The sequence below is a fragment of the Aquimarina acroporae genome (genome assembly GCF_023195925.1).
GTDB lineage: Bacteria > Bacteroidota > Bacteroidia > Flavobacteriales > Flavobacteriaceae > Aquimarina > Aquimarina acroporae.
The window spans coordinates 410400-433823 of sequence record NZ_JALPRE010000006.1 but is presented as its reverse complement, the minus strand read 5'-3'; the positions used below and the strand labels follow the sequence as shown (position 1 = coordinate 433823).

At 34.4% G+C, this 23424-nt stretch carries 19 protein-coding genes; 10 read left to right on the top strand and 9 right to left on the bottom strand.

Annotated features, from left to right (window positions below):
* Nucleotides 1-8 precede the first annotated feature (8 nt).
* The 3 genes from M0D21_RS10355 to M0D21_RS10345 all read left to right on the top strand — a co-directional run bounded on the left by M0D21_RS10355 (nucleotide 9) and on the right by M0D21_RS10345 (nucleotide 3316).
* The gene (locus M0D21_RS10355; protein WP_248329123.1) at nucleotides 9-1796 is read left to right on the top strand and encodes a sensor histidine kinase; all 1788 of its coding nucleotides are present in this window, start codon (nucleotides 9-11) and stop codon (nucleotides 1794-1796) included.
* Nucleotides 1793-2419: a response regulator gene (locus M0D21_RS10350; RefSeq protein WP_248329121.1), complete on the top strand. Its 627-nt coding sequence runs from the start codon at nucleotides 1793-1795 to the stop codon at nucleotides 2417-2419. Before M0D21_RS10355 ends, M0D21_RS10350 begins: the two co-directional genes overlap by 4 nt.
* Nucleotides 2420-2524: 105 nt before the next feature.
* Nucleotides 2525-3316 (top strand): hypothetical protein, encoded by a 792-nt coding sequence (locus tag M0D21_RS10345; protein ID WP_248329119.1) that lies wholly within the window; start codon nucleotides 2525-2527, stop codon nucleotides 3314-3316.
* A gap of 60 nt (nucleotides 3317-3376) precedes the next feature.
* On the opposite strand, the gene M0D21_RS10340 is transcribed toward M0D21_RS10345, so the two are convergent.
* Complete coding sequence (locus M0D21_RS10340) at nucleotides 3377-5422, bottom strand: dipeptidyl peptidase 3 (protein ID WP_248329117.1); 2046 nt, start codon at nucleotides 5420-5422, stop codon at nucleotides 3377-3379.
* A gap of 182 nt (nucleotides 5423-5604) precedes the next feature.
* Here M0D21_RS10340 and M0D21_RS10335 point away from each other — a divergent pair, with 182 nt between their 5' ends.
* The 4 genes from M0D21_RS10335 to M0D21_RS10320 all read left to right on the top strand — a co-directional run bounded on the left by M0D21_RS10335 (nucleotide 5605) and on the right by M0D21_RS10320 (nucleotide 8828).
* The gene (locus M0D21_RS10335; RefSeq protein ID WP_248329115.1) at nucleotides 5605-6639 is read left to right on the top strand and encodes an SRPBCC family protein; all 1035 of its coding nucleotides are present in this window, start codon (nucleotides 5605-5607) and stop codon (nucleotides 6637-6639) included.
* Between the two features lie 70 nt (nucleotides 6640-6709).
* On the top strand, nucleotides 6710-7075 hold the full coding sequence (gene crcB / locus M0D21_RS10330) for a fluoride efflux transporter CrcB (protein WP_248329113.1): 366 nt from the start codon (nucleotides 6710-6712) through the stop codon (nucleotides 7073-7075).
* Between the two features lie 25 nt (nucleotides 7076-7100).
* The gene (locus tag M0D21_RS10325) at nucleotides 7101-7439 is read left to right on the top strand and encodes a P-II family nitrogen regulator (RefSeq protein WP_248329111.1); all 339 of its coding nucleotides are present in this window, start codon (nucleotides 7101-7103) and stop codon (nucleotides 7437-7439) included.
* A 276-nt stretch (nucleotides 7440-7715) separates the two neighbouring features.
* The gene (locus M0D21_RS10320) at nucleotides 7716-8828 is read left to right on the top strand and encodes a porin (RefSeq protein WP_248329109.1); all 1113 of its coding nucleotides are present in this window, start codon (nucleotides 7716-7718) and stop codon (nucleotides 8826-8828) included.
* A 69-nt stretch (nucleotides 8829-8897) separates the two neighbouring features.
* On the opposite strand, the gene M0D21_RS10315 is transcribed toward M0D21_RS10320, so the two are convergent.
* Nucleotides 8898-9536, bottom strand: a complete 639-nt coding sequence (locus M0D21_RS10315; RefSeq protein ID WP_248329107.1) for a DUF1684 domain-containing protein — start codon at nucleotides 9534-9536, stop codon at nucleotides 8898-8900.
* A 114-nt stretch (nucleotides 9537-9650) separates the two neighbouring features.
* Between M0D21_RS10315 and M0D21_RS10310 the strand changes: the two genes are divergently transcribed.
* Entirely contained in the window at nucleotides 9651-10865 is a 1215-nt protein-coding gene (locus tag M0D21_RS10310; protein ID WP_248329105.1) for an MDR family MFS transporter, read from the top strand.
* Nucleotides 10866-10887: 22 nt separating this feature from the next.
* A complete protein-coding gene (locus M0D21_RS10305; protein ID WP_248329103.1) occupies nucleotides 10888-11649 on the top strand; it encodes a DJ-1/PfpI family protein in 762 nt (253 codons plus the stop codon).
* A gap of 337 nt (nucleotides 11650-11986) precedes the next feature.
* Here the strand turns inward: M0D21_RS10305 and M0D21_RS10300 are convergent, their stop codons facing one another.
* Nucleotides 11987-13411: a hypothetical protein gene (locus tag M0D21_RS10300; RefSeq protein ID WP_248329101.1), complete on the bottom strand. Its 1425-nt coding sequence runs from the start codon at nucleotides 13409-13411 to the stop codon at nucleotides 11987-11989.
* Between the two features lie 196 nt (nucleotides 13412-13607).
* Complete coding sequence (locus M0D21_RS10295) at nucleotides 13608-14072, bottom strand: Lrp/AsnC family transcriptional regulator (RefSeq protein WP_248329099.1); 465 nt, start codon at nucleotides 14070-14072, stop codon at nucleotides 13608-13610.
* A 112-nt stretch (nucleotides 14073-14184) separates the two neighbouring features.
* Between M0D21_RS10295 and M0D21_RS10290 the strand changes: the two genes are divergently transcribed.
* Nucleotides 14185-14568 (top strand): hypothetical protein, encoded by a 384-nt coding sequence (locus M0D21_RS10290; protein WP_248329097.1) that lies wholly within the window; start codon nucleotides 14185-14187, stop codon nucleotides 14566-14568.
* A gap of 6 nt (nucleotides 14569-14574) precedes the next feature.
* Here the strand turns inward: M0D21_RS10290 and M0D21_RS10285 are convergent, their stop codons facing one another.
* From M0D21_RS10285 to M0D21_RS10265, 5 genes are all read right to left on the bottom strand, one after another.
* A complete protein-coding gene (locus M0D21_RS10285; protein WP_248329095.1) occupies nucleotides 14575-15762 on the bottom strand; it encodes a hypothetical protein in 1188 nt (395 codons plus the stop codon).
* The gene (locus M0D21_RS10280; protein ID WP_248329093.1) at nucleotides 15759-17087 is read right to left on the bottom strand and encodes an amidohydrolase family protein; all 1329 of its coding nucleotides are present in this window, start codon (nucleotides 17085-17087) and stop codon (nucleotides 15759-15761) included. Before M0D21_RS10280 ends, M0D21_RS10285 begins: the two co-directional genes overlap by 4 nt.
* A 61-nt stretch (nucleotides 17088-17148) precedes the next feature.
* The gene (locus M0D21_RS10275; RefSeq protein ID WP_248329091.1) at nucleotides 17149-18657 is read right to left on the bottom strand and encodes an alanine/glycine:cation symporter family protein; all 1509 of its coding nucleotides are present in this window, start codon (nucleotides 18655-18657) and stop codon (nucleotides 17149-17151) included.
* Nucleotides 18658-18751: 94 nt separating this feature from the next.
* Complete coding sequence (locus M0D21_RS10270; RefSeq protein ID WP_248329089.1) at nucleotides 18752-19870, bottom strand: sigma-70 RNA polymerase sigma factor region 4 domain-containing protein; 1119 nt, start codon at nucleotides 19868-19870, stop codon at nucleotides 18752-18754.
* Nucleotides 19871-19964: 94 nt separating this feature from the next.
* Complete coding sequence (locus M0D21_RS10265; protein WP_248329087.1) at nucleotides 19965-23399, bottom strand: methylmalonyl-CoA mutase family protein; 3435 nt, start codon at nucleotides 23397-23399, stop codon at nucleotides 19965-19967.
* Between the last annotated feature and the right edge of the window lie 25 nt (nucleotides 23400-23424).

The following is a 23424-nucleotide window of genomic DNA, read 5'->3' as shown; positions in this document are numbered from 1 at the left end:
ATCAAATTATGAATGAATTAAAATTTAATAACTTTCGGAATGCTCGATCAATTACTAAAAACTCTAAAATAGATAAAAACCTAAAAAACTTATTAATTGATTATATTCATGTTAGACAATATGGCTGTGAAGAACGCCCAAACAGCATTAAAAACCAAAACACTGATCTTTTCTATATAATAAATAATCTTAAGAATGGTTTACATCTTTTTTACCATGATGGTAACGAAACTGAGGCATTTAAAAAATTGAATTTAGCGTTAAAAAAATCATTAGAAATCAACAAACCTTTTTTGATCTGTGAATCATTACGTGCCCTTTTAGAAATCTATAACAATCAATCGGCGGGGATTGAAGAAAAATCTCATATCTCCCTACTTAAAACTTATAAGCAAAATTTAACTGATAAATATGAGCAAGCACACTATCATTATTATCTTTTTAGACTAAAACAACGATATAATGTAAAAATTGAACTGTTAGATCAAAAATTATTACATAAAACAAGAAGAATTATCAATGAACTAGGCTTTAAACCTCTTCTTGGGAAACTATACATTTCGAATGCCACTTATTATTTTCATTATCTCAAAAAAAAAGATAGTGCAATTATATTCATTAATAATGCTAAATTAATTTTAGAAAATTCGAACCATTTCTTAGACAAAGAAAGGTTTATTGCTGCTTCTATAAATCATGCAGGCTATAATACTGAAACGAATACGGCGGAAAAAGCTTTGAACCAACTACAAAAAATAAAATTCAGTAATGACGGATACATTTTTGATCTACTTAAAAAATACTACTGGTATAGAAAATGGAAAGTTTTTGAAAACTTAAAGGTTCAAGATAGTAGTTATTTCTATAAGTCTAAATACTTAGAGCACGAACTAAATCTTAAACAACGAACAAGCCTTTTTAAAATATCAGAATTAAAAACTCTAGAAAAAGAAAAACTAAATCTTATTCTCCAAACTGAAATAGAAAAAAAGAAGCAGCAACAGCGTTACTTATGGATTGGGTCCATTTCACTGCTAATAATAGGAAGCGGTTTTAGTTTTTTAATTTATAAAAACACAAGAAAAAAACAACGTATCGCCGAACAAGAAAAAGAACTTGAGGTACAAAAAACAGAAAAGCTGCTAAAAGAACAAGAACTAGCTGCTATCGATGCCATGATTTTGGGACAAGAAAAAGAACGGCAACGACTAGCCAATGATCTTCACGATAACCTTGGGAGCACTCTTGCAACTGTAAAACTACATTTTCAGCATCTCCAGAAAAACCAGAACAATCCAAAGGCAGAAAATCTTGAAGAAATATATCACAAAACCAATACCTTACTAGACGAGGCCTATCAAAAAGTGCGCACCATGGCACATGAAAAAAATAGCGGTGTTATGGCAAATCAAGGTCTATTATTGGCCATTAAAAATTTAGCAAAAAAGGTATCTAATGGCAATGAAATGCTGGTTGAAGTTCAAGATTATGGTCTCAATGAACGACTAGACAATACGCTTGAAATTTCTATCTTTAGAGTGATACAAGAATTAATTACGAATATTATTAAGCATGCTAATGCAAACGAAATACATATCTCTCTTACCAATCATGACTCTCTATTAAACATTATTGTCGAGGATAATGGAAAAGGGTTTGACGCCAAAATACTCCCAGAAAAAGAAGGGATGGGGCTGAAAAATATTGAAAAACGTATAGAGCATCTTGAAGGCACTTTTGAAATCGACTCCACCCTAGAAAAAGGAACTAATATTATTATAAACATCCCCATATGATTACAATAGCCATAGCAGAAGACCACCAATCACTTATTGATGGCGTTAATCTACTTCTTAAATACGAAGAAGAAATAAGCATTGTTGGTATGGCTAATGACGGGGAAGAACTTTTATCTATTGTGAGAAGAAAACAACCAAAAGTGGTTCTCATGGATATACGCATGCCAAAAATTGATGGTATTGCTGCGACAAACATTATTAAAAAAGAGTTTCCGCATATCAAGGTTATTGCATTTTCTATGTTCGACCAGGAAGATGCTGTAACCCAAATGGTAGCGGCAGGTGCATCTGGATATATACTTAAAAACTCCCCTCTGGAAGAAGTGCTAGCTGCCATTCAAAAGGTAGTTAAAGGAGAAACTTACTTCGATGCCGCCTTAGACCCTTCCCTTTTTTCGAAAGACACAAAACAGGAAGCCAAAAAACAAGTTTTATCCAAAAGTGAGCGGGAAATTCTCAAGTTGATAGGACAAGGAAAAACCTCTTCTGAAATTGCTGCTATTCGATTTAATTCGGTGTCTACTATAGAAACTCATCGTAAAAATATTATACGAAAACTAGGACTTCATGGCAAAGGTGAATTATTGCGATATGCCATAGAGAAAAAGTATGATTTTTAGATTTTTCCGCTTCTTTCCGAAATTATACAAATACCCTACAATGGGTATTTTTTTGTGGTTGATAACATGGTAGTTTTGAGTGACTATTAATCAAAATCACATACAATGAAAACACGAAAAATTTATACCGGTAAAATGTATCAGCAGTTTAGATACCTGGCTACATGGTTACCGGGTACACCAATGGAACTGGGAGATATTGGTATCTTGAGAGGGAAAGAGTTTATAAAAATAGGAAATATTTCAGATCATGGTATTTCCTTTGATATAGAGCATGACAATACTCCAACAGATCTAGATCATACTTCTAAAAATGCAGTTTCAATTTCAGCCAAATTATCAGGATCTCCAACTCCACCGGGAAGTTTTCTAGCTCAAGCTGATGCAGGAATTTCGGTAAAGTTCTCAAAAGAAAATGCAATTCTTTTTAAAGCAAAAAACACTACTACACCTGCTATTAAAGACCAGATTAAACTTGGTAAGGAAATTTTAAAATTAAACGAAACAGGTTTATGGAATCATAATTGGTGTGTTATCACAGAGCTAGTTCATGCTGAAAGTTGTAGCATTATCATATCTAGCTCTAAAGAAGGGCAAATTGACCTAAAAGCATCGGCCGATATACAAATCAATTCATTAAGTATAACTGATACTGATTTACAATTTGCAAATGCCTTTTCCAAAGATTTATCTACAACAATTATCGCACAATCGGGACTCACTCCATTATTCAAAGTAAGCAAGGTACGTAGAAGACTTTTAGGCTCACCCGTTTTTAAAGCTAGAGGAATTGACAGCATGAAATTGATTACTCAGGATTATATGAGTAAACAAAAAGATGAATTCTATTTCGGTCAGCCAGACTTTGATCATGAATTAGAAGACCTTGAAATATAAAATAAATAAAAAGAGCCCTTTCTGGAGAAAGAGCTCTTTTTATAATCGAGTGTTTTTTTATTAATTCACCTCTGGCAAAAAGTTAAAACTTTTACTATACTCTATCATTTGCGTTGCAAAATCTTTAGGTTGTGTTACTTCGATTTTAGTAATTTCTCCATTTTCATCCATTTCCGGAACTAGCACAGGATTCACAAAACCGCTATAAGGAGCTGCAGTAAACTGTTCGTTACGTTTTAAAATTTCTGCATGCAACGCCTGATCTACTTTAACTCCATATCCTTCTACCAAAGCTTCTGCTGCTTTATAATCTCCCTCAGATTTAATTCTTTGGGTTTCTCTAAGTAATTCACCAAAAATCTCTCTTAACTTTTGATAATCATTAATATTATAATAGGTTTTACCATCTTTTGTTACTTTTTCGATGACATTATCTTTGGCACCTTGTTCAAAAGCCCAAGCACTCACCCATTGTCTATTTCTCATATGTGCTTCTTCTACATCATCTCCAAGATTCAAACGAATTAACTGTGTCATTAATCCATTTCTGATATATCCATCATAAGCAGCTTTACCAACTTTTTCCCAATCTTCAACCAATCCTAATTCCTGTAATTTTGGATCCATCAAATAATACAACCCTACTAAATCTGCACGTCCTTCTTCCATGGTAGAAGCATAATTCTTAAGCGTTTCCTTGGTCTCTCCTACTCCAGGATTTAATTGCCCAGAAGCATGCCCAATAACTTCATGAAGAGCCGTATGAAGTTTATCTCCAAGTTGTCCGTATTTTTCTTCTAGTTCAAACTCTTCATCATCATGAACAAATTCTTTTAATCGACCTGATCCACCGGCATTATTATATGCTCCAATAATATTTCCTAAAGAGACCGACTTTGATCCTACTGCGGCTCTAATCCAGTTGGCATTTGGAAGATTCACTCCAATAGGAGTACTTGGTGAGGCATCTCCTGCTTCTCCTGCAACTGCAACCACTTTATAGGTTACCCCTACTACATTTTTTTTCTTGTGCTCTTCCATCAAAGGAGAATTATCTTCGAACCATTGTGCATTTTCAGATAACACCGCCATTTTTTCAGACATATCAAAATCTTTGATTTCAACAATGGTTTCGTATGAACCTCTGTATCCAAGTGGATCATTATACACTTCAATAAAACTATTGATATAATCAATATTACCTTCCGTAGCTGCTGTCCAAGCTACATTATAGTCATCCCAAGTTTGCAAATCACCTGTCTTATAGTAATCTATCAATAACCCCAATGCATCTCCTTGTGCCTTATTCTCAGCAACACCCTTAGCTTTTTCTAGCCATTTTATGATTTCATCGATTGCCTGACCATATAATCCTCCAGACTTATACACTCTTTCCTTAAGTACCCCATTTTCTTTCACCAATTGAGAATTTAAACCATACGACAGTGGTTTGTCAGGATCTGGAGATTTCATTTTTCCATAAAAGGATTCAACATCTGCATTGGTTACTCCAGGTCCATAAAAATTAACTGCTGACATGGCTACGTTATCTATTCCTTTTGACTGATTTACTTTCTTAACATCTTCTTCGTTGAAAATAACCTCATATACTTCCTTTGGAATTTCTGTACCAGTTGCAGCCAATAATGAGCTGAAATAGTCCTGACTGAATTCAGGTTTAATTTTATCATTGCTATAATGATGGTGAATTCCATTAGAAAACCAAACCCTTTTTAAGTATGTTTCAAAAGCTTTCCAATCGTCACTATTCTTTTCTCCTTCATATGAAGCGTAAATTTTCTCAAGTGCTTTTCTAATCGTTAGATTATATCTATAGTTTTGATCCCACATGATATCTCTACCACTTAATCCTGCCTGAGTAAGATAATATACTAGTTTTTGTTCTTTAAGAGTAAGATCATCCCAACCAGGTATTTGGTATCTTAATATTCTTAGATCAGCAAATTGCTCTACTACATAGTCAAACTTCTCTTCTACCGCTGTTTCTGCTTGTTCTTCAACTTGTTCTTGTGTCTTAGGTTCATTTTTACAAGCAACTGCAAATACAACCATAGTCACTAAAAAGAGTATTCTATTGAGTTTCATCAGTAATTATTTTGTTTTAGTTATTGTCTTGAAACGCATTGTATTTTAGTTTTAAAAGTAGTTATCACCTCAATACAACAATATTCAAAAACCGTTAGTTTAATTGTTGAGACAAATGTAACAAAATAATAGGATGCAAAAATTAGTTATATTAGCTAATCAAACAATCTAAACTAACTACAATGAAAATAATCAAATATTTATTTTTTCTATTATTACTAGTGATTCTTGGAGGAGCTGTTTATGTTGCCCTCATCGACGGTAAATATCAGGTAGAAGAAAGCCGTGTAATCGATGCTCCAGACGAATTACTATTCGATACAATTAATGAATATAAAACTTGGGAAAAATGGGGGCCATGGATGGATGAATCTGATGATCTAATTATGGAATATCCAGAAAACACCAGCGGAGTTGGAGCTTCTTATAGTTGGAAAAGTGAAACACAGGGAGATGGTAAAATGAAAACAGTTAAAACATTTCCTTTTACAAGCATAGATCAAGAAATAACCTTTATCACTCCAATGGGAGAAAGTAAAAGCGATGTATATTGGAAATTTGAAAAACTAGAAGGTAGAAAAACTAAAGTTACCTGGGGAATGAAAGGAGAACAATCTTTCATGGAAAAGGCATTTTGGGCTACTCAGGATAGCACTTTATCTCAAATGTTACGTCCCATGTATCAAAGAGGACTCGAAAAACTTGATGCATTTACCGAAGAAAAGATGAAAGTATACGCTGTAAATGTTGATGGTATTACAGAACACGGTGGTGGTTTTTATATGTATAGTGCTACAGCTTCTTCAATAGCAGTAATTCCTGAAAAAATGGCTCAGATGTTACCTGCTGTTAAGTCCTATATGACAGAGAATAATCTGGCTCAAACCGGAATGCCGTTTACAATATATAATGAATATAACGAAGAACAAGGAACTGCAATTTTTTCAACTGCTATTCCTACACGAGATAAAGTGGTAACTCCCAAAGAAAGTACAATTTTGTGTGATTTTTTACCAAGACAAAAGGCAGTAAAAACAACCCTAAAGGGAGATTATATTCACTTGAAAGAAGCTTGGGAAACAGGATATAAATATATAGGAGAAAATGGTTTAGAAGCCAATGAACAATCTCCAGCTTTTGAAGTATATCGAACAGACCCTGAGGTTGAGCCAAATCCAGCCAATTGGATCACCGAAATCTATATTCCTGTAAAATAAATACAACATATTTAAGCTGCATTTTGACTGTTTTTCTCAAAATGCAGCTTTAAAAAAATTATCCTATCTCATGAAGCAATTGTTTTTAGTATTTATTGGTGGTGGTACCGGGAGTATTGCCAGATATCTTATCAGTAAGTACCTCAATAATGCTTCTAATGGTATACCATATGGCACTTTTACCGCCAATGTCCTAGGTAGTTTGTTTATTGGGATTATTTTAGGGCTTGCTCTTAGAAACAACTCTCTTTCCCAAAACACTGTTCTTCTATTGGCAACCGGTTTTTGCGGAGGGTTTACTACTTTTTCGACCTTCGCCTATGAGAATCATGTACTTCTGAAATCTGGAGATCTTATTCCGTTTTTTCTATATACCTTAGGTTCTATACTTATAGGTTTTCTCTTTGTTTTTTTAGGAGTGTTCCTTGCCAAATGAATTCCAAACCTTAAAAATCCAAGTCATGAAAAAAATTGAAGCGATTATTAGAAAATCAAAGTTCAAAGCAGTAAAAGATGGATTACATGATATTGGGATAAGTTTCTTTACTTATTGGGATGTCACTGGAGTTGGAAATGAAAAAAAAGGAAAGGTATATCGTGGCATCACCTATAATACCTCAGATATACAAAGAAGATATTTATCTATTGTAGTCATCGACGACCTAGAGGAGCAGACTATTCATACTATTATTGAAAATTCTAAAACTGGTGAGGTTGGAGATGGAAAAATTTTCGTTTCAACGATTGAAGAATCCTACAGAATTAGAACAGGTGAAAAAGGAGACCAGGCACTACTCTAACTCTCTCTTTCCCCTTTCGTTACATTTTTAATTTCTTGCCTTTTTAATTGAGACTTTACATTCTTTTTAAGAAAAAAAACAAAAAACTCTCAAAAAAGAACTTTCATATTCTCAAAATTTATCCAAATAAAAATTAAACCCTAATTTTTTAAGGGTTTAAAATAGAAAAACCATAAAAATAACTCTATAACCCCTTTTTTTTATTGGGGTAAAATTCTTTTAATATAGTTTTACAACTCCAATTAAAAACAAATAATTACCATAATTAATGTTATTATGAAAACAAAAACCGTAACAGATCTTTTCAAAAAAATCATGCTAGTCTCGCTAGCCTTTTTAAGTTTTAACACCTTCGCACAAGAAGAAGAATCAGAATCGACTGTAGAAAAAGTATTATCAAAAATAAGTTTATCGGGGTCTATAGATGGATATTACAGATATAACTTTGGAGCACCAAATGACAATTCTGTAGCTCCAGCGTCATCTTTTGCTAACCAAAGTGGTTTCGCATTAGGTATGGCAAATGTAATTTTGGGGTATGAAGGAGAAAAAGTAGGTTTTGTAGCCGATCTTGTTTTTGGACAAAGAGGTGAAGATGCCGTTTTTAACTCTGATGGTTCTGCACAAATTGTTAATCAATTATATGCCTATTGGAATGTAAGTGAAAGCGTTACTCTTACCTTTGGTAACTTTAACACATTTCTTGGGTATGAAGTAATTTCTCCTACTGGGAATTTTAACTACTCTACATCTTATATGTTCTCATATGGTCCTTTTTCTCATACTGGACTTAAAGCAGATTTTGCTCTTAGCAAAAAATGGTCTGCAATGTTAGCTGTAATGAACCCTACAGATTACACAGAAAACAATCCTTTTGACACATATATTGTTGGAGCACAATTAGGATACGCCACCGATAGCGGAAGCGCTTACTTAAACTTTAGATACGGAAATGAAGGTGAGCCTGGAGAAGTAGGCCCTACTTTTCAAGCAGATTTAACCACTGGTTGGGATGTAGCCGAAGATTTCTATCTTGGTGTTAATGCTACATATCTATCTACCGAACCACAAGAAGATGGTGATGCTTCAGGATTCTATGGTGTAGCGTTATATCCACAGTATAAAACTTCTGAGAATTTTACTTTAGGGTTCAGAGGTGAATATTTTTCAGTATATAACGGTGGACTTGCAGATGTAGTTGGTTTAGATGCAGAAGGTGATGGAAATGTTATTGCTGCTACATTAACAGGAAGCTATGATATTGGTGATTTAACTCTTAAACCAGAACTTAGATTAGATTCTACTTCTGAAGACTTCTTTACAGATAATGATGGAGAACTTACCAAAAGTTTATCATCTTTTGTACTAGGAGCTATTTACAAATTCTAATATATCAGGCAGATATATAAATTATAGTTTTTTATTAAATGAAGCGTTTCGAAATACCGAAGCGCTTTTTTATTTATGATCTGGAGTATTCTTATATTTTTTCACACCTACTCTTACGGGTAAATCGAGATGATTTTCCTCTGGTGGAATAGGACAAGAATACCGCTCATTATACGCACAATAAGGATTATATGCGGTATTAAAATCTATTAAAATCATATCCCTGTCAGGAATTTTAAGATCTATAAAACGTCCTCCAGAATACGTTGACGTTCCATTGGTTAAATCTGTAAAAGGTAGAAATAAATAATCCTTATATTCTGGTTGGTTGATAAGCCCTTGATTTTGATAAATATTAAGTACAATTTTTTTCTCTTGAAGCCTGAAATGTGCTTCACCATACTTCACATACAAAGGTTCTCTTCCTGTAGTAGTTTGCATTATGAAAGGAGTTTCATGCGGAGTTCTAACAAATTTCGCCTTAATGCAAAATGAAGTATCTATCTTAAAAAAATCTAATGCTTTAAAATTTTGGAAATCTTGAGCAGTTAGCGGTGTAGTTTCTTTGGATGCAAATTCTTCATTTATCTTCTCCTGAAAAGATAATACCCGCTGAATATCAGAAGATTTCTGACCATAAACAGTTCCTAACAGGAAAACAAATATTAAAAACACAAACCGATTCACTACCCCTTTACTTTTTTGCAAAAGTACAATTTACAATGACTTAACTAATTAATTTCAATAAAATTGTTCTTAAAACTAGTTAAAAAACTACTTTTATCGACTATTTTCCTATTGCAACCTAAATTCCTGACTCTTGTGAAAAAAATTTTGCTTCATTATGTTGATTCTTTTTCCGGCTTATCTAAAGAAGTATGGTGGCTTGCCCTTATTACTTTTATAAACCGTGCAGGGGCAATGGTTATCCCTTTTTTATCTCTGTATTTATCTGATAACCTAGATTTTACAAAAGAACAAATTGGTTGGGTAATGACCAGTTTTGGATTAGGTTCTTTTTTTGGCGCATGGCTGGGAGGAAAATTAAGTGATAGAATAGGGTATTACAAAGTAATACTGGGATCTTTGGTCCTTACAGGTATTGCATTTTTGACTGTTCAATTTTTCACAAGCTTCATTAGTATTTGCATTAGTTTCTTTGTTCTTATCGCTATTGCAGATGCGGCAAGACCTGCTTTTTTTGTTGCGTTAAGCGCATATAGTAAACCTGAAAACAAAACACGTTCTCTTACTTTTATCAGGCTAGCGATTAACCTGGGATTTTCAGCTGGACCTGCTTTAGGTGGACTAATCATTGCAACCATTGGATATTCTGGATTGTTTTGGGTAGATGCAGTTACGTGCATCATCGCTGGATTAGTAATGATTCAAACCTTACATCCTAAAAAGGCAAGAGAGCTGGATAAAGAAAAAGTAGTAGATAATCCTACTCCAGCACATCTAGATTTTACCTATATAATTTTTCTATTTTCATTAATGCTGTTCGGGTTTATATTTGTGCAATATTTCTCGACCTTACCCTTATATTATAATGAGATACATTCCCTTTCTGAAAAAAATATCGGGCTTATCTTAGCATTAAACGGGGCTTTAATTTTTCTTTTCGAGATGCCATTAATCGCTTATTTGGAAAAAACAAGCATCTCACATATAGGAAATGTTATTTCAGGTTTTATTCTCACAGGATTAAGTTTTATAGTTCTATTGATTACGCCATGGTCTGGTATTCTTGTTATTGGTATGGTCCTAGGAACCCTAGGAGAAATGGTCGCTTTCCCGTTCGGAAATGCATTTGCACTTGAAAGAGCCAAAAAAGGAAGACAAGGTTCATATATGGGACTATACAGCATGTCATTTTCTGTTGCTCATATATTTGGGCATAACTCTGGAATGCAATTTATTGCTAATTTTGGATACAATAACAATTGGCTCTTTATGGCAGCAATAGCTGTAATTGGAACAATTTTGTTACTCGTCGTGAAACACAGGTTACATCTTGAAAAATCTACTCACTAAAATGAATCATAAACATATCATCATGAGCACAAAGTTTTTGGTATTTATTTCTTTGGTTTTGTTAAGCTGCTCCAATGAGAAGAAAGAACAACAACTAGCTCCGAAAAAAGAAGAATCCGATATTTCTATAAAAGAAAAGAAATTTCCAGTCTTGGCGCCAAATAGATACAATGTTGCTTTCCTTATTATGGATGGCACTTATAATACAGAATTTACAGCTCCATTTGATATTTTTCAGCATACTCAATACCGAGAAAACATAAAACAGATGAATGTATTCACTGTCGCCAACACCGATGAACCTATTACCACTTTTGAAGGAGTTCGAATTCTACCAGATTATAACTACATGACAGATAGTATACCCAAAATAGATATTTTAGTTGTACCAAGCGCAGAGCATCATTTAGATACCGATCTTGAGGATCAAAAAATGATCAATTTTGTTAAGACTGTAGACAAAACTGCACTGTACGTAACTTCACATTGCGATGGAGCATTTGTGCTTGCAAAAGCTGGTTTATTAGACAATTCTGTCTCCACTACTTTTCCCAGTGATATCGATAAAATGAAAGATATGTTTCCTAATCTTGATATAAAAAAAGAAGTTCTATTTGTTCATGATGGGAAATACATTACCTCTGCAGGTGGAGCAAAAAGTTTTGAAGCTGCCTTATATTTATGTGAATTTTTATACGGTGAAGATATAGCAAAATCTTTGGCTGGCGGCCTTGTGATTGATTGGAAATTGAAAGATGTTCCTCACCTTATCATCAGAAAATAAAATTCCTAATGTTCTTAACTAAGAACTTAAGATGAATACAAAAAGAAAGCGCTCAATTACAAAGAGCGCTTCATATCATGGGCAAATTACGTACTCTCTTTAGCTTCAAGATCTGGGGTCTTTAGACTAATGTCCTCACACCTAATTTGTCCCCGATGTATTCCAAACTAATATTTTAATTCCGTATCGTCACACAGCTTAAAATATTAATTCTATGGACTACATCAAGTATTTTTAAGATGTAGTAAATTTAATGTAAATAAATTGTAAAAACAAAAATAAACACGATAAAAAACATATAAAATCGATGAAATACACAATATTTTATGATTTCAAACTATTTTGAAAGAGAATATCTAGAAGTTCCCAGGTATTTTTTCACTAAATCATTGTATTCTTTTGACACTCGTAAACTTAGAGTTCCTTCAATAGAATAAATCCCATCTAAATCATTATAACCGTTTTGAAGCATTTTTTCCAAATAGAATAATGCTGTTTCCTTATCCCGATCTAAAACGCTTAGGGTAATAACCTTTTTATAAGACTCAAAATCTTTACTATCTACTATCGTACTAAATATGTTCAGAAACATTTCTCTTTCAAAATCTGGCGCCATTTTATTAGATATCATCTTGTAGGTTTCGACTATATATTTTAAATACCCTTTTACTCGTATTGCCATTCTACTTTCGTAGGGTTTCTTTTGGGCAATTAGAGTATCGAGTTTAGACATTTCATGTTGCCACCACCCAAGGTTATCATAACTATAAAGTTCGATATCTTCTTCGGCGCTAAACAAGTACATATCCCTAAAGTAATTTTCTTTATAAGAATATTTATACTTAAGTCTTCTTTCTTTTTTGTACCCGCTCAACTTTTTAATTTCCTTTTGTTTCTCTTTTAAATCATCTGTAGCAAAAAATAGATTATAATTAATTCGTATCCTCTTAAGCTCTTCCAACGACTTAATAAATTTTTTATCTTCTACATACTCATCTACCAAATCGAGATCCTTTTGAAACCGTTGTTTAACCCAACTAGAATCTGTTGGAATTCTTCCCTTTAACATTGCTTGAATATCGAAAGTTGATAAGACTTTATGAATAAGTTTCTGATCAGGAAAAACTGAATCTCCCTCATAGATTAAGATGTCTGCAGGCACTGCTTTTCGCTTTAAAAAGCTTTTATTCTCAAGAAAATTTTTATAGAGATGATTATTTTCATTAACAATTCCAAAATAGGATAGGTTTTTATTCATCTTAACTTTATAATCATAAAAATAACTATCGTTAATTGCTACAACTCCAGAAATCTCTTTAGGATACAAAATGGGTAATAAACTGATTAATTTAGCATCATTTTCTTTTGCTGTTACATATACCCTCCCTATCTGAACTGGAAATAACTTAAAAACATATCGTAAAAAAACAGGAACATAATTTGCTTTTTCCTCAGGTTTTTGACCTTCTAAAAAATCTGTAACCACTACTATGTATCCTAATTCCTCTGCAGCTGCCTTATATAAACTGGTCATATTTTTGGTTTTTCCAGAAGAATCGAATCCTATTATTACCGGCCATGTTTTACTTTGATCATATTTTTTTGGTAGATATATACTAAACGTATTTTTAGTAGTTGGAAAGTTAAGGTCAGCAGTAATTGCTCCTTTTTTAAGCGTATGCTGTTGTTTTTGAGTCCACCCCAAATTCATAGTTAACATCAGCAAAATGCCAATCAAAGCCCTGGATAAAGATAATTGCACGATCAATTGTTTTTCAAATAAACTCCACAAAAAAGATGCCAGTGATTCGTATAAATTACCACAAAAAAAACACCTGAACAAATTCAGGTGTTTTTCATCTTTTTCCTTGTACTCTCTTTAGCTTCCCTAACTAATGTCCTCACACAAGATTAAAGACCTCTATCTGATTAAAAAGTAGCAAAACTCATGCCAAAAATTAAACATCAAAATCGTCTAGTTGGGCTTGATCAATAATAGGATTATTCTCTACCAAGTTGGAAAGAATAATATGAGTTTTCACTTCTCCATATGTTATTAATCTATCTATAAATTCTTGTAAATGGATCTGATCTCTAAGAACTACCTCTATTATAATATTTTCATTACCAGTAATCCTGTAGCAGTTTAACACCTCATTAAACTCAGTTACCTTAAGCATAAACGGTTTTAACCTTCCCATAAAAGCTTTTAATGTAATCATGGCTTTTAATTGATATCCCGTTTTTTCATAGGAAACCTCAGCCTTATAACCTTTTAGAATCCCGTAGTCTTCCAGCTTCTTAATTCTTTCTGCCACGGCGGGAGAACTCAAACCTATCTTTCGGCCAATTTCGGCATTTGATAGCCTTGCATTTTCCTGTAGACATTGTAATATTTCCCAGTTTATCGAATCAATTTTCATTTTAAACAAAAAACTCTAATTATACTTAAAAAGTTAAGCAAATTAACTATTTAACTTTAATATCAAAAGAAAAAATAACCAAAATTAAGCTATTTTTGATATAGAAATTGCTATGAGATTACAACCCAAAAATAAAAGGCTATATAGAAAAGCTCTTGAGATATTTACGCTTTCAAGGAGTGTTTCTAATTATCTTGTCCATGATTTAGCATCATTGGAAGAAGATGGGAATGAAAATCCGCATATTTATTTTACTGGTGATATTATAAGACAATCTGATGCTCTGGCTCCTCATATAATTCATGCAGAAAATCAGGTCTTTCAAGACGATAGAATTAAGCATGCCCATTCTTTAATTCGTATTACCAATCGACTTTACAAAAATTGCGAACGACTAGAGCAATCTCAAAGCAATGGAAAAGAATTTGCTACATTATTACGGAAAGAGCTTCGCAAATTTAAAAGTCTTCAACGCAGTTGGATGATGACTTTATAGTGCTTATCACCTTTTAAATTCAGGATAAATAATTTTATTAATTTTTATACAAAACTCCTTTTGTGCGGTATTTGGTTGATTAAGATTTGGATTATTCATAGAATATGCCAAAGCAAATATTTTAAACCGTAATCTTTTTATCATTTTATTCATTTCCGGGTCCTTTGATTCCTTTAGTGCATTTAATTCCCTTTTCCACCAGTTCATATCACTTTGCTTTGGGTTTACATAATCTTTATAAAACTGTTTTCGGAATTTTTCGGTCAATTTTGCTTCAGCATCAAAAGCCTTTGAAAAGGATCTAAAAATACTTTTATAAGCTTTACTACTCTTTATCTGCCTTATATTCGATTTGATACTATCCATTTCATAAAATGATTCGTAGGTCGATATTAAACGATCATAATCTTCTATGGCCTCAATAAGATTATTTTTTGATACCGATAATGATGCATCTTGATAACTACCTTGATAGCTTCTATAAATTTCCTTATCTGTTCTTCTCTTTATATTTTTGATATGCGCTTGAATCTCTAGCCATTCAAAAGCTTTTAAAATTTCTTCTGGTGGAGGCCAACTGTGATCACCGCTATAAGTGAACAGAGCCTGACTAAAATTAAACTTCTCTAAATAATGTCGTGCCAATATCATTTCGGTGTAGTTCATATCTTCATCTCCACACATTCCTACAAAGGCAAACTTTTGTATAGAAGGGACATGGGATTGATTTTCAGAAAAAGCAGCTCCACAGGCAATCACTCCGGCAATTTGATCTGTTAATACAGCAATAGAAGTCGCCAAACGTGCTCCTCCCGAAAAACCTGCTAGCAAAATTCGATCTTCAGCAACGTTGAAATTGGAGAATATATAATCAAACAATCTATTGGTTATTTCAAAATTTCTCTGATAGGGGCCGTTTCTAGTATTGTTTGAGCATACTAAAATATAATTATACTTTTCTGATGCTTCTACAAAAGCCTGTATCCCAATTTTACTTCTTGCTGCTGGTTCAAAAATAAAGACTATAGAACTTAATGTATTTTGAGTATATGTAGATGGTAAATACAAGGCGAAAGATTCTTTTGCCTCTTTAGATATTGGAATAGAATCTATAATCTTACCGGTTTCAAAGATTTGTTGTGCATTTCCCAGGCAGAAGGCAGAAAATATTATAATTATAATGAAGTGTTTCATTTATATCGTTTACCATGCTTAATTACTATATCTACATTTTGCAATAGACTAATATGTCGTAGCACATCTCCTTTCACAGCTATAATATCGGCATCTTTACCTTCGGTAACCGTTCCCACCTTTTGGGCTACACCTGTCCACAAAGCAGGCCAATAAGTAGCAGCCCTAATTGCGTACATAGGATCGATACCAAATTCGTTTACCCAAACATCAAATTCATTCCATGTAGATTGACTGTGAAATTTCATTGGAATACCACTATCAGTTCCAATTAGCAATACCACTCCTGCCTCTATAAGTTGCTTAATTTTCGTTTCTAGAGTAGGTTTACGCATTGGCGTAAGTTGAAAATAAGGTAGTTGATCTTTATGAGCAAAACTATTTTTGATATCTGCTATTATAGTATCATGAAGTCCTCTGTGCCAAGAATCATTATCTAGATGTTCACCATTATCTCTCACATATTCATAATTGTATAACCCTTCGACAGTAGGGCACCAATAGAGTGGTCCCAAATTCATTTGGGCAGTTCGTTCTTTTATTGCTTCGAGGATATCATCGGGATAACTAGGAGCCGATGAAAGTCCGGTATGCTCGAAACAATCTACCCCAGCCTTAAGACCTAATCTAATTTCTTCGGGGCGATGGCCATGCGCTACAACTTTTAAACCATATTCATGAGCAGTATTCACCACTGCTTGCAGCTCATCATAATTCATTTGATCTTGATCTATGAGCTTAATACAATCTACTCCAGCATTTGCCAGCTTTTTAATTTTCTTTTTAGCATCTTCTACCCCATTAACCCCCCATCTGAAAGCTTCGGTACCAGGGTAGGGTTTCTTTTGAATAAATGGTCCCGAGACATACAAAGTTGCACCAGGAATTTCTCCTTTATTAATTCTATCTCGTACCGAAATACTTTCTTTGAGCGGTCCCCCCAAATCTCTGGCACTAGTAACACCCGCCATTAATAATTGTTCTGCTGAAGCGGGCATAATTACTTCTTCTAGTAGAGGAGGATATGTTTTATCCCAATATGCATAATCTGCATGACCATTGATCATAGTATGCACATGCATATCCCATAGTCCTGGTAAAACCGACATCCCTTCAGTAGAAATCACTTCGGCATTTGCCGGTACTTGTAGAGTTTCAATAGTACCTACTGCCTTTATTTTTTTTCCTTCAATAATGATCACACTATTTTTAATGGGTGTGGATCCAAAACCATCGATTAAAGTACCTCCAACTAAGGCCTTTATTGGTTTTTCCTGAGCAAAACCTAAAGAGCATGAAAAAAGAAAAAAGAGAATGTAGCGCATGATGTTTGTGTTTCTTTAAAGATAAAGAAATTCAAATACATAAAAATCATGTTATTTCAAACTAACTCACTTCCTCTTCTATTGCATTGTTATATAATTTCAACTCTTTTTTTACCTTTGGACTTAATAAAAACAATCCGATCATATTAGGCACCATCATTGCAAATATCATGGTATCACTAAAATCGGTTACCGCGGTTAATGTTGCGGCCGCTCCCACCACGGTAAAACAGCAAAATATAAATTTATAGATGTATTCTGTTTTCTTACCTCGTCCAAAAAGATAACTCCAGGCCTGATACCCATAGTACGACCATGAGATCATCGAAGAAAATGCAAACAGCATCACCGCAATGGTTAGTATATATGGAAACCAGGAAATACCACTCTCTAGGGCAGAAGATGTAAGCAATATTCCTTCTTCAGAATTAATCTCTACACCAGTATGTATTTGTCCAGTAATAATTAATACCAATGCGGTCATAGTACATACAACAACTGTATCTATAAAAGGTTCTAACAATGCCACTAGACCTTCACTCGCAGGAAATTTGGTTTTTACTGCACTATGTGCAATCGAAGAACTTCCTATTCCTGCCTCATTACTAAAGGCTCCCCGTCTAAACCCTTGAATAAGTACTCCTATAAAACCACCTATAACTCCCTCAGGATGAAAAACACCCTGCCATATCGCAGCAAAAGCATCTGGAATTTTTTGCCAATTCAACCCCAATACTATAATGACAGCAAGAATATAGATTACCACCATTACTGGCACTATCTTATCGGTTACACTAGCAATCTTTTTGATCCCTCCTATGATAACAACTCCTACCAATATGGCCATAATAAGACCAAATATCCACCCTTGTCCTTGCAAAGAAACATGAGGAGACAACACTACATGTTCAAATAATTTAAAAGCTTGATTGATTTGGAACATATTACCTCCTCCAAAAGAACCACCAATACACATTATAGAAAATAGTATAGCCAACACTTTTCCGAGTTTTGGAAAACCTTTCTCCTGGAGTCCTTTTCGCAGGTAATACATTGGCCCTCCATATACCTTTCCTTCGGCATCTACTTCACGATAGGCAACTCCGAGCGTGCATTCTACAAATTTTGACGACATTCCCAGTACACCAATTAGAACCATCCAAAACGTTGCCCCTGGCCCACCTATGGATAAAGCGATTGCAACCCCCGCTATATTTCCTAATCCTACAGTAGCAGAAACTGCGGTTGTCAACGCTTGAAAGTGACTTACCTCGCCTTTGATCTCTGAGGTATTATCTCTTTCGTTATCAGCGGCTTTTTCGAGACCATCATATGTACCTCTTACTACTCGAATTGCCTTGCCAAAACCACTAATATTTATGAATTTAAAATAAATGGTAAAATAGGCTGCTCCCCCTAGTAAAATTAGTAGTACCCAAGGTATACCTGTAGTACTTGTCAAGGGAATCTCGGCAAGGATTGCATCTACAAACCAACCTGTTGCGTTTCCAAAAACTTCATTAATACGTTCATCTAAGCCTTGTTCTGAAATAAGATAAGAAAATAACATGTTTACTATTTTCTTTGCAAATTCTTAGAAAAGTGGTTAACACAAAAGGTTAAGTAGTGATCAAATTTTATGATGTCTATGGTTAACCATAGGGTTAGGTATTATTTTTAAATGAGGTATACTCCAGATAATTATTGTCTTTTGCGAAGTCGATTAATTGTTCTTTTCCACCGGCGCCACTAATGTTAAGCATCTTTTTGATCTGATAAATATGAGTTTGAAATCCATCTACACTAATGTGCATTTCTTTGGCTATTTCTGTATATGATTTGTCATCACCGTAATGTGCCAAATACCCTAAAACCTCTTTTTGTCGATCAGAAAATTCAATTTTCGAGGATTTATCTAGATCTGAAACCGTCTTTTTAAGTGTTTTAATAGTATCCAGATGGCTTTCATTTGCTAATTCTAATTGTTCTATTGCTCTTTCTAACTCTGTATTACGAATTTCTAATTGATGCGCCAGGCTCTGTTGTTTTTCCTGTTCTGAAAGGAATTTCCAACTATATAATAATATTGAAAATAACAGAATGAAAAGAAATTTAAATGAAATAGCTGTAATACCCCCTAAAACACTCCAAAACCGTTGATCAATAAACTGCAATACTTTGTCCTGCGGAATAATTCTATGCGAGACTGCTATCACAATGAGTACAAATAACACAAATGTGGGCAAGTACATAAACTTCATTTGCCTACCAACAAAAGCCTTATTCAATTCAAACAATAAAGAAATGGCTACCAATATTGAAATAGGAATATCTATCAACCAAATAAAGTTATTACTAATCTCTTCGTTTCCATAAGAGGACGCTACAAAAACAAAGGCTATCATACCAAGTACTCCACAATATACACCAACAAATTCTTTAACACTGAAGCGTTGCACCAATCTCACCAGGATCCCAGGCTTTTTTTGATGCTCTATAGAAGGTAATGAGAGAATAATAAACAATGAGTTTGCCAGTGATACCAAAACTCCAAAATAAATCAACATTTTGTTTGTCGTTGGCCATTTCTGCCATGTGACCAAAATAAGGTTTACCATTGCCCCTAAGCCCCAAACGAATATAGCAAGCCCAAACCATTTTATTCCTTCAATCGCATTGGTTGCTGCTCCTCTTCGTTTTTCCTTACTAAAAATTCTCTGTATGACAATAGCCGAGATAAGACAAACAATAGCTGTGACTGTATATTCTATAGTAGTTAACAAGATATATGCTTTTGCCTTAAAGATAAAGAAACTCCCCTAAACGAAAAATCCCGTTTTATAAAAACGGGATTTGAGCTTTATCTTATTCATACCATTACATATTCCTTCTATACTGTCCACCCACTTCAAAAAGGGCTGCAGTAATCTGCCCCAAAGAACATACCTTGGTAGCTTCCATCAAAACTTCGAAAATATTTTGATTCTGTATGGCCGCTTCCTGTACTTTCGCCAATGCAGTAGCTGCAACGTCTTCTTTGGCTTTATGTAAATTATTGAGTGTTGTTATTTGGTATTGCTTCTCCTCTTCGGTAGCTCGAATTACTTCTCCTGGAGTAACCGTTGGAGAACCTTTAGAACTCAAGAACGTGTTCACTCCAATAATTGGAAACTCTCCTGTGTGCTTTAAGGTTTCGTAATACAAACTCTCTTCCTGTATCTTACTTCGTTGATACATAGTTTCCATAGCTCCCAGCACCCCTCCTCTTTCTGTAATTCTGTCAAATTCGGTTAAAACAGCTTCTTCTACAAGATCTGTTAGCTCTTCTATAATAAACGATCCTTGAATTGGATTTTCGTTCTTAGCCAAACCAAGTTCTTTATTAATAATTAACTGAATAGCCATAGCCCTACGAACAGATTCTTCGGTTGGTGTCGTAATAGCTTCATCATAGGCATTGGTATGCAATGAATTACAATTATCATAGATTGCATATAAGGCTTGTAAAGTTGTTCTTATATCATTAAAATCTATCTCCTGCGCATGTAATGAGCGTCCTGAAGTCTGGATATGATATTTCAACATTTGAGCTCTAGAATTCGCTCCATATTTATGTTTTAACGCCTTAGACCATATTTTTCGAGCTACTCGACCAATTACAGCATATTCTGGATCAATACCATTAGAGAAAAAGAACGATAAGTTAGGACCGAATTTGTTGATATCCATCCCTCTACTTAGATAATATTCTACATAAGTAAATCCGTTGGCTAAGGTAAGTGCCAATTGTGTAATCGGATTAGCTCCGGCTTCTGCAATATGATACCCCGAAATAGAAACAGAATAAAAGTTACGTACCTGTTTCTCGATAAAATACTCTTGTACATCTCCCATTAGTCGCAATGCAAACTCGGTAGAGAAAATGCAGGTGTTTTGCGCCTGGTCTTCCTTTAAAATATCTGCTTGAACTGTACCTCTAACTGTATTTAGAGTTTCGGCTTTAATTTTATTGTATACATCAGATACTAATACCTGATCTCCCGTAACTCCCAAAAGCATTAATCCCAAACCATCGTTTCCTTCGGGTAATTCTCCCTGGTATTCCGGGCGATCAATTCCTTTTTCGGAATATATCTTTTTGATTTTAGCTTCTACCTCAGCTTCAAGATCATTTTCTTTAATATACTTCTCACAGTTTTGATCTATGGCCGCATTCATAAAAAATCCTAACAACATAGGTGCTGGACCATTAATAGTCATACTCACTGATGTCATAGCATGTGCCAAGTCAAAACCAGAATACAGTTTTTTAGCATCATCTAAGCAACATATAGATACTCCCGCGTTACCAATTTTACCATAGATATCAGGTCTGTGATCTGGATCATTACCATAAAGCGTAACCGAATCAAAAGCCGTAGATAACCGTTTGGCCGGCATTCCTAAACTCACATAATGAAAACGACGGTTGGTTCTTTCTGGTCCTCCTTCTCCGGCAAACATACGTGTAGGATCTTCTCCAGTTCTTTTAAAAGGATACAACCCAGATGCATATGGAAACTCTCCAGGTACATTTTCTTGTAATGACCATCTTAAAATATCTCCCCAAGCTTCATACTTTGGTAGGGCTACCTTAGGAATTTGTGTATGCGACAAGGACTCTGTATGTGTATCTATCTTAATTTCTTTGTCTCTTACTTTGAAAGTATATACTGGATCTTTATACTTTTTAACCTTGGCTCCCCAACCTGTAATAACTTCCCAATTATAAGGATCCAGATTTAGTTTTACACGGTCAAACTCGGCCAATAAAAGTTTGATAAGCATCTTCTTATCTTCATCTTTTACCTGGCGAAGCCCCTCATCTTCAATCCCATTTTTAGATAGTCCAATAAAATCTATATCAGCCACACTACAAATGGTTTTATAGATACCATAAAGCTTTTGTCCTACCTCGACCTGGGCTTCTACAGTGTTGTCATATGCTCTGTTATTCTCGGCAATCTCAGATAAGTATCGTGTTCTACTTGGAGGAATCACAAAGATCTTTTCTGACATTTCCTTTGAAATATGAAAATCTGAATTGAGATTTGCTCCTGTTTTCTCTACCACTTTATCCATAATAGCTTTGTACAGCGTATTCATTCCCGGATCATTAAACTGAGAAGCAATAGTTCCATACACTGGCAAATCATCTTGCGGAGTATCCCACAAGTTATGATTTCGCATATATTGTTTTTTTACATCACGAAGCGCATCTAGCGATCCTCGTTTATCAAACTTATTAATAGCAACCAAATCGGCAAAGTCTAACATATCGATCTTCTCCAACTGTGTAGCAGCTCCAAATTCTGGTGTCATTACATATAGAGAAGTATCGCTATGTTCTAATATTTCGGTATCAGATTGGCCTATTCCCGATGTTTCTAAAATAATTAGATCAAATTCTGCCGCTTTTAATACTTCAATAGCTTCGGCTACATATTTTGAAAGTGCCAGGTTAGACTGTCTTGTAGCCAAAGAACGCATATAAACTCTTGAAGAATTAATAGCATTCATTCTAATTCTATCTCCTAATAAAGCTCCTCCTGTTTTTCTTTTCGAAGGATCTACAGATATAATCCCTATGGTCTTTTTTGGAAAATCAATTAAGAACCTGCGAACCAATTCGTCTACTAATGATGATTTACCAGCTCCACCAGTACCTGTAATCCCTAAAACCGGGGTCTTTGAAGTTTTATTTTTTTGATGAATTTCATCTAGTGTATTCTTTGCGATATCAGGAAAATTTTCTGCTGCAGATATAACTCTTGCAATAGCTCCTATTTCTTTTTCTGCAAGATGTTCGGCTTCTCCATTAAGCGCATCACCAATTGGAAAATCGGCTTGTTTCACCAAATCATTAATCATTCCTTGCAAACCTAGTTCGCGACCATCATCTGGAGAATAAATTCTGGTAATCCCATAATCCATCAAATCTTTAATCTCCTCAGGGAGGATTACTCCTCCTCCTCCTCCAAATATTTTAATATGTCCTGCTCCTTTTTCTTGTAGCAAATCATACATATATTTAAAATACTCATTATGCCCTCCTTGGTAAGAAGTCATAGCTATCGCATTGGCATCTTCCTGAATTGCACAATTCACTACCTCTTCAACACTTCTATCATGTCCCAGGTGAATTACTTCGACTCCGGTAGACTGTATGATACGTCTCATAATATTGATCGCTGCATCGTGTCCATCAAATAGGGAGGCTGCAGTTACAATTCTAACTTTGTTCTTTGGGGTGTACGGTGCAATTTGTTCCATTGACAATAAATAGTGATTTTAATGC

Coding starts and splice junctions, on each gene's coding strand:
- M0D21_RS10355 (WP_248329123.1), top strand. CDS start 9: ATGAATGAATTAAAATTTAATAACTTTCGGAATGCTCGATCAATTACT.
- M0D21_RS10350 (WP_248329121.1), top strand. CDS start 1,793: ATGATTACAATAGCCATAGCAGAAGACCACCAATCACTTATTGATGGC.
- M0D21_RS10345 (WP_248329119.1), top strand. CDS start 2,525: ATGAAAACACGAAAAATTTATACCGGTAAAATGTATCAGCAGTTTAGA.
- M0D21_RS10340 (WP_248329117.1), bottom strand. CDS start 5,422: ATGAAACTCAATAGAATACTCTTTTTAGTGACTATGGTTGTATTTGCA.
- M0D21_RS10335 (WP_248329115.1), top strand. CDS start 5,605: ATGAAAATAATCAAATATTTATTTTTTCTATTATTACTAGTGATTCTT.
- crcB (WP_248329113.1), top strand. CDS start 6,710: ATGAAGCAATTGTTTTTAGTATTTATTGGTGGTGGTACCGGGAGTATT.
- M0D21_RS10325 (WP_248329111.1), top strand. CDS start 7,101: ATGAAAAAAATTGAAGCGATTATTAGAAAATCAAAGTTCAAAGCAGTA.
- M0D21_RS10320 (WP_248329109.1), top strand. CDS start 7,716: ATGAAAACAAAAACCGTAACAGATCTTTTCAAAAAAATCATGCTAGTC.
- M0D21_RS10305 (WP_248329103.1), top strand. CDS start 10,888: ATGAGCACAAAGTTTTTGGTATTTATTTCTTTGGTTTTGTTAAGCTGC.
- M0D21_RS10295 (WP_248329099.1), bottom strand. CDS start 14,072: ATGAAAATTGATTCGATAAACTGGGAAATATTACAATGTCTACAGGAA.
- M0D21_RS10290 (WP_248329097.1), top strand. CDS start 14,185: ATGAGATTACAACCCAAAAATAAAAGGCTATATAGAAAAGCTCTTGAG.
- M0D21_RS10285 (WP_248329095.1), bottom strand. CDS start 15,762: ATGAAACACTTCATTATAATTATAATATTTTCTGCCTTCTGCCTGGGA.
- M0D21_RS10280 (WP_248329093.1), bottom strand. CDS start 17,087: ATGCGCTACATTCTCTTTTTTCTTTTTTCATGCTCTTTAGGTTTTGCT.
- M0D21_RS10275 (WP_248329091.1), bottom strand. CDS start 18,657: ATGTTATTTTCTTATCTTATTTCAGAACAAGGCTTAGATGAACGTATT.
- M0D21_RS10265 (WP_248329087.1), bottom strand. CDS start 23,399: ATGGAACAAATTGCACCGTACACCCCAAAGAACAAAGTTAGAATTGTA.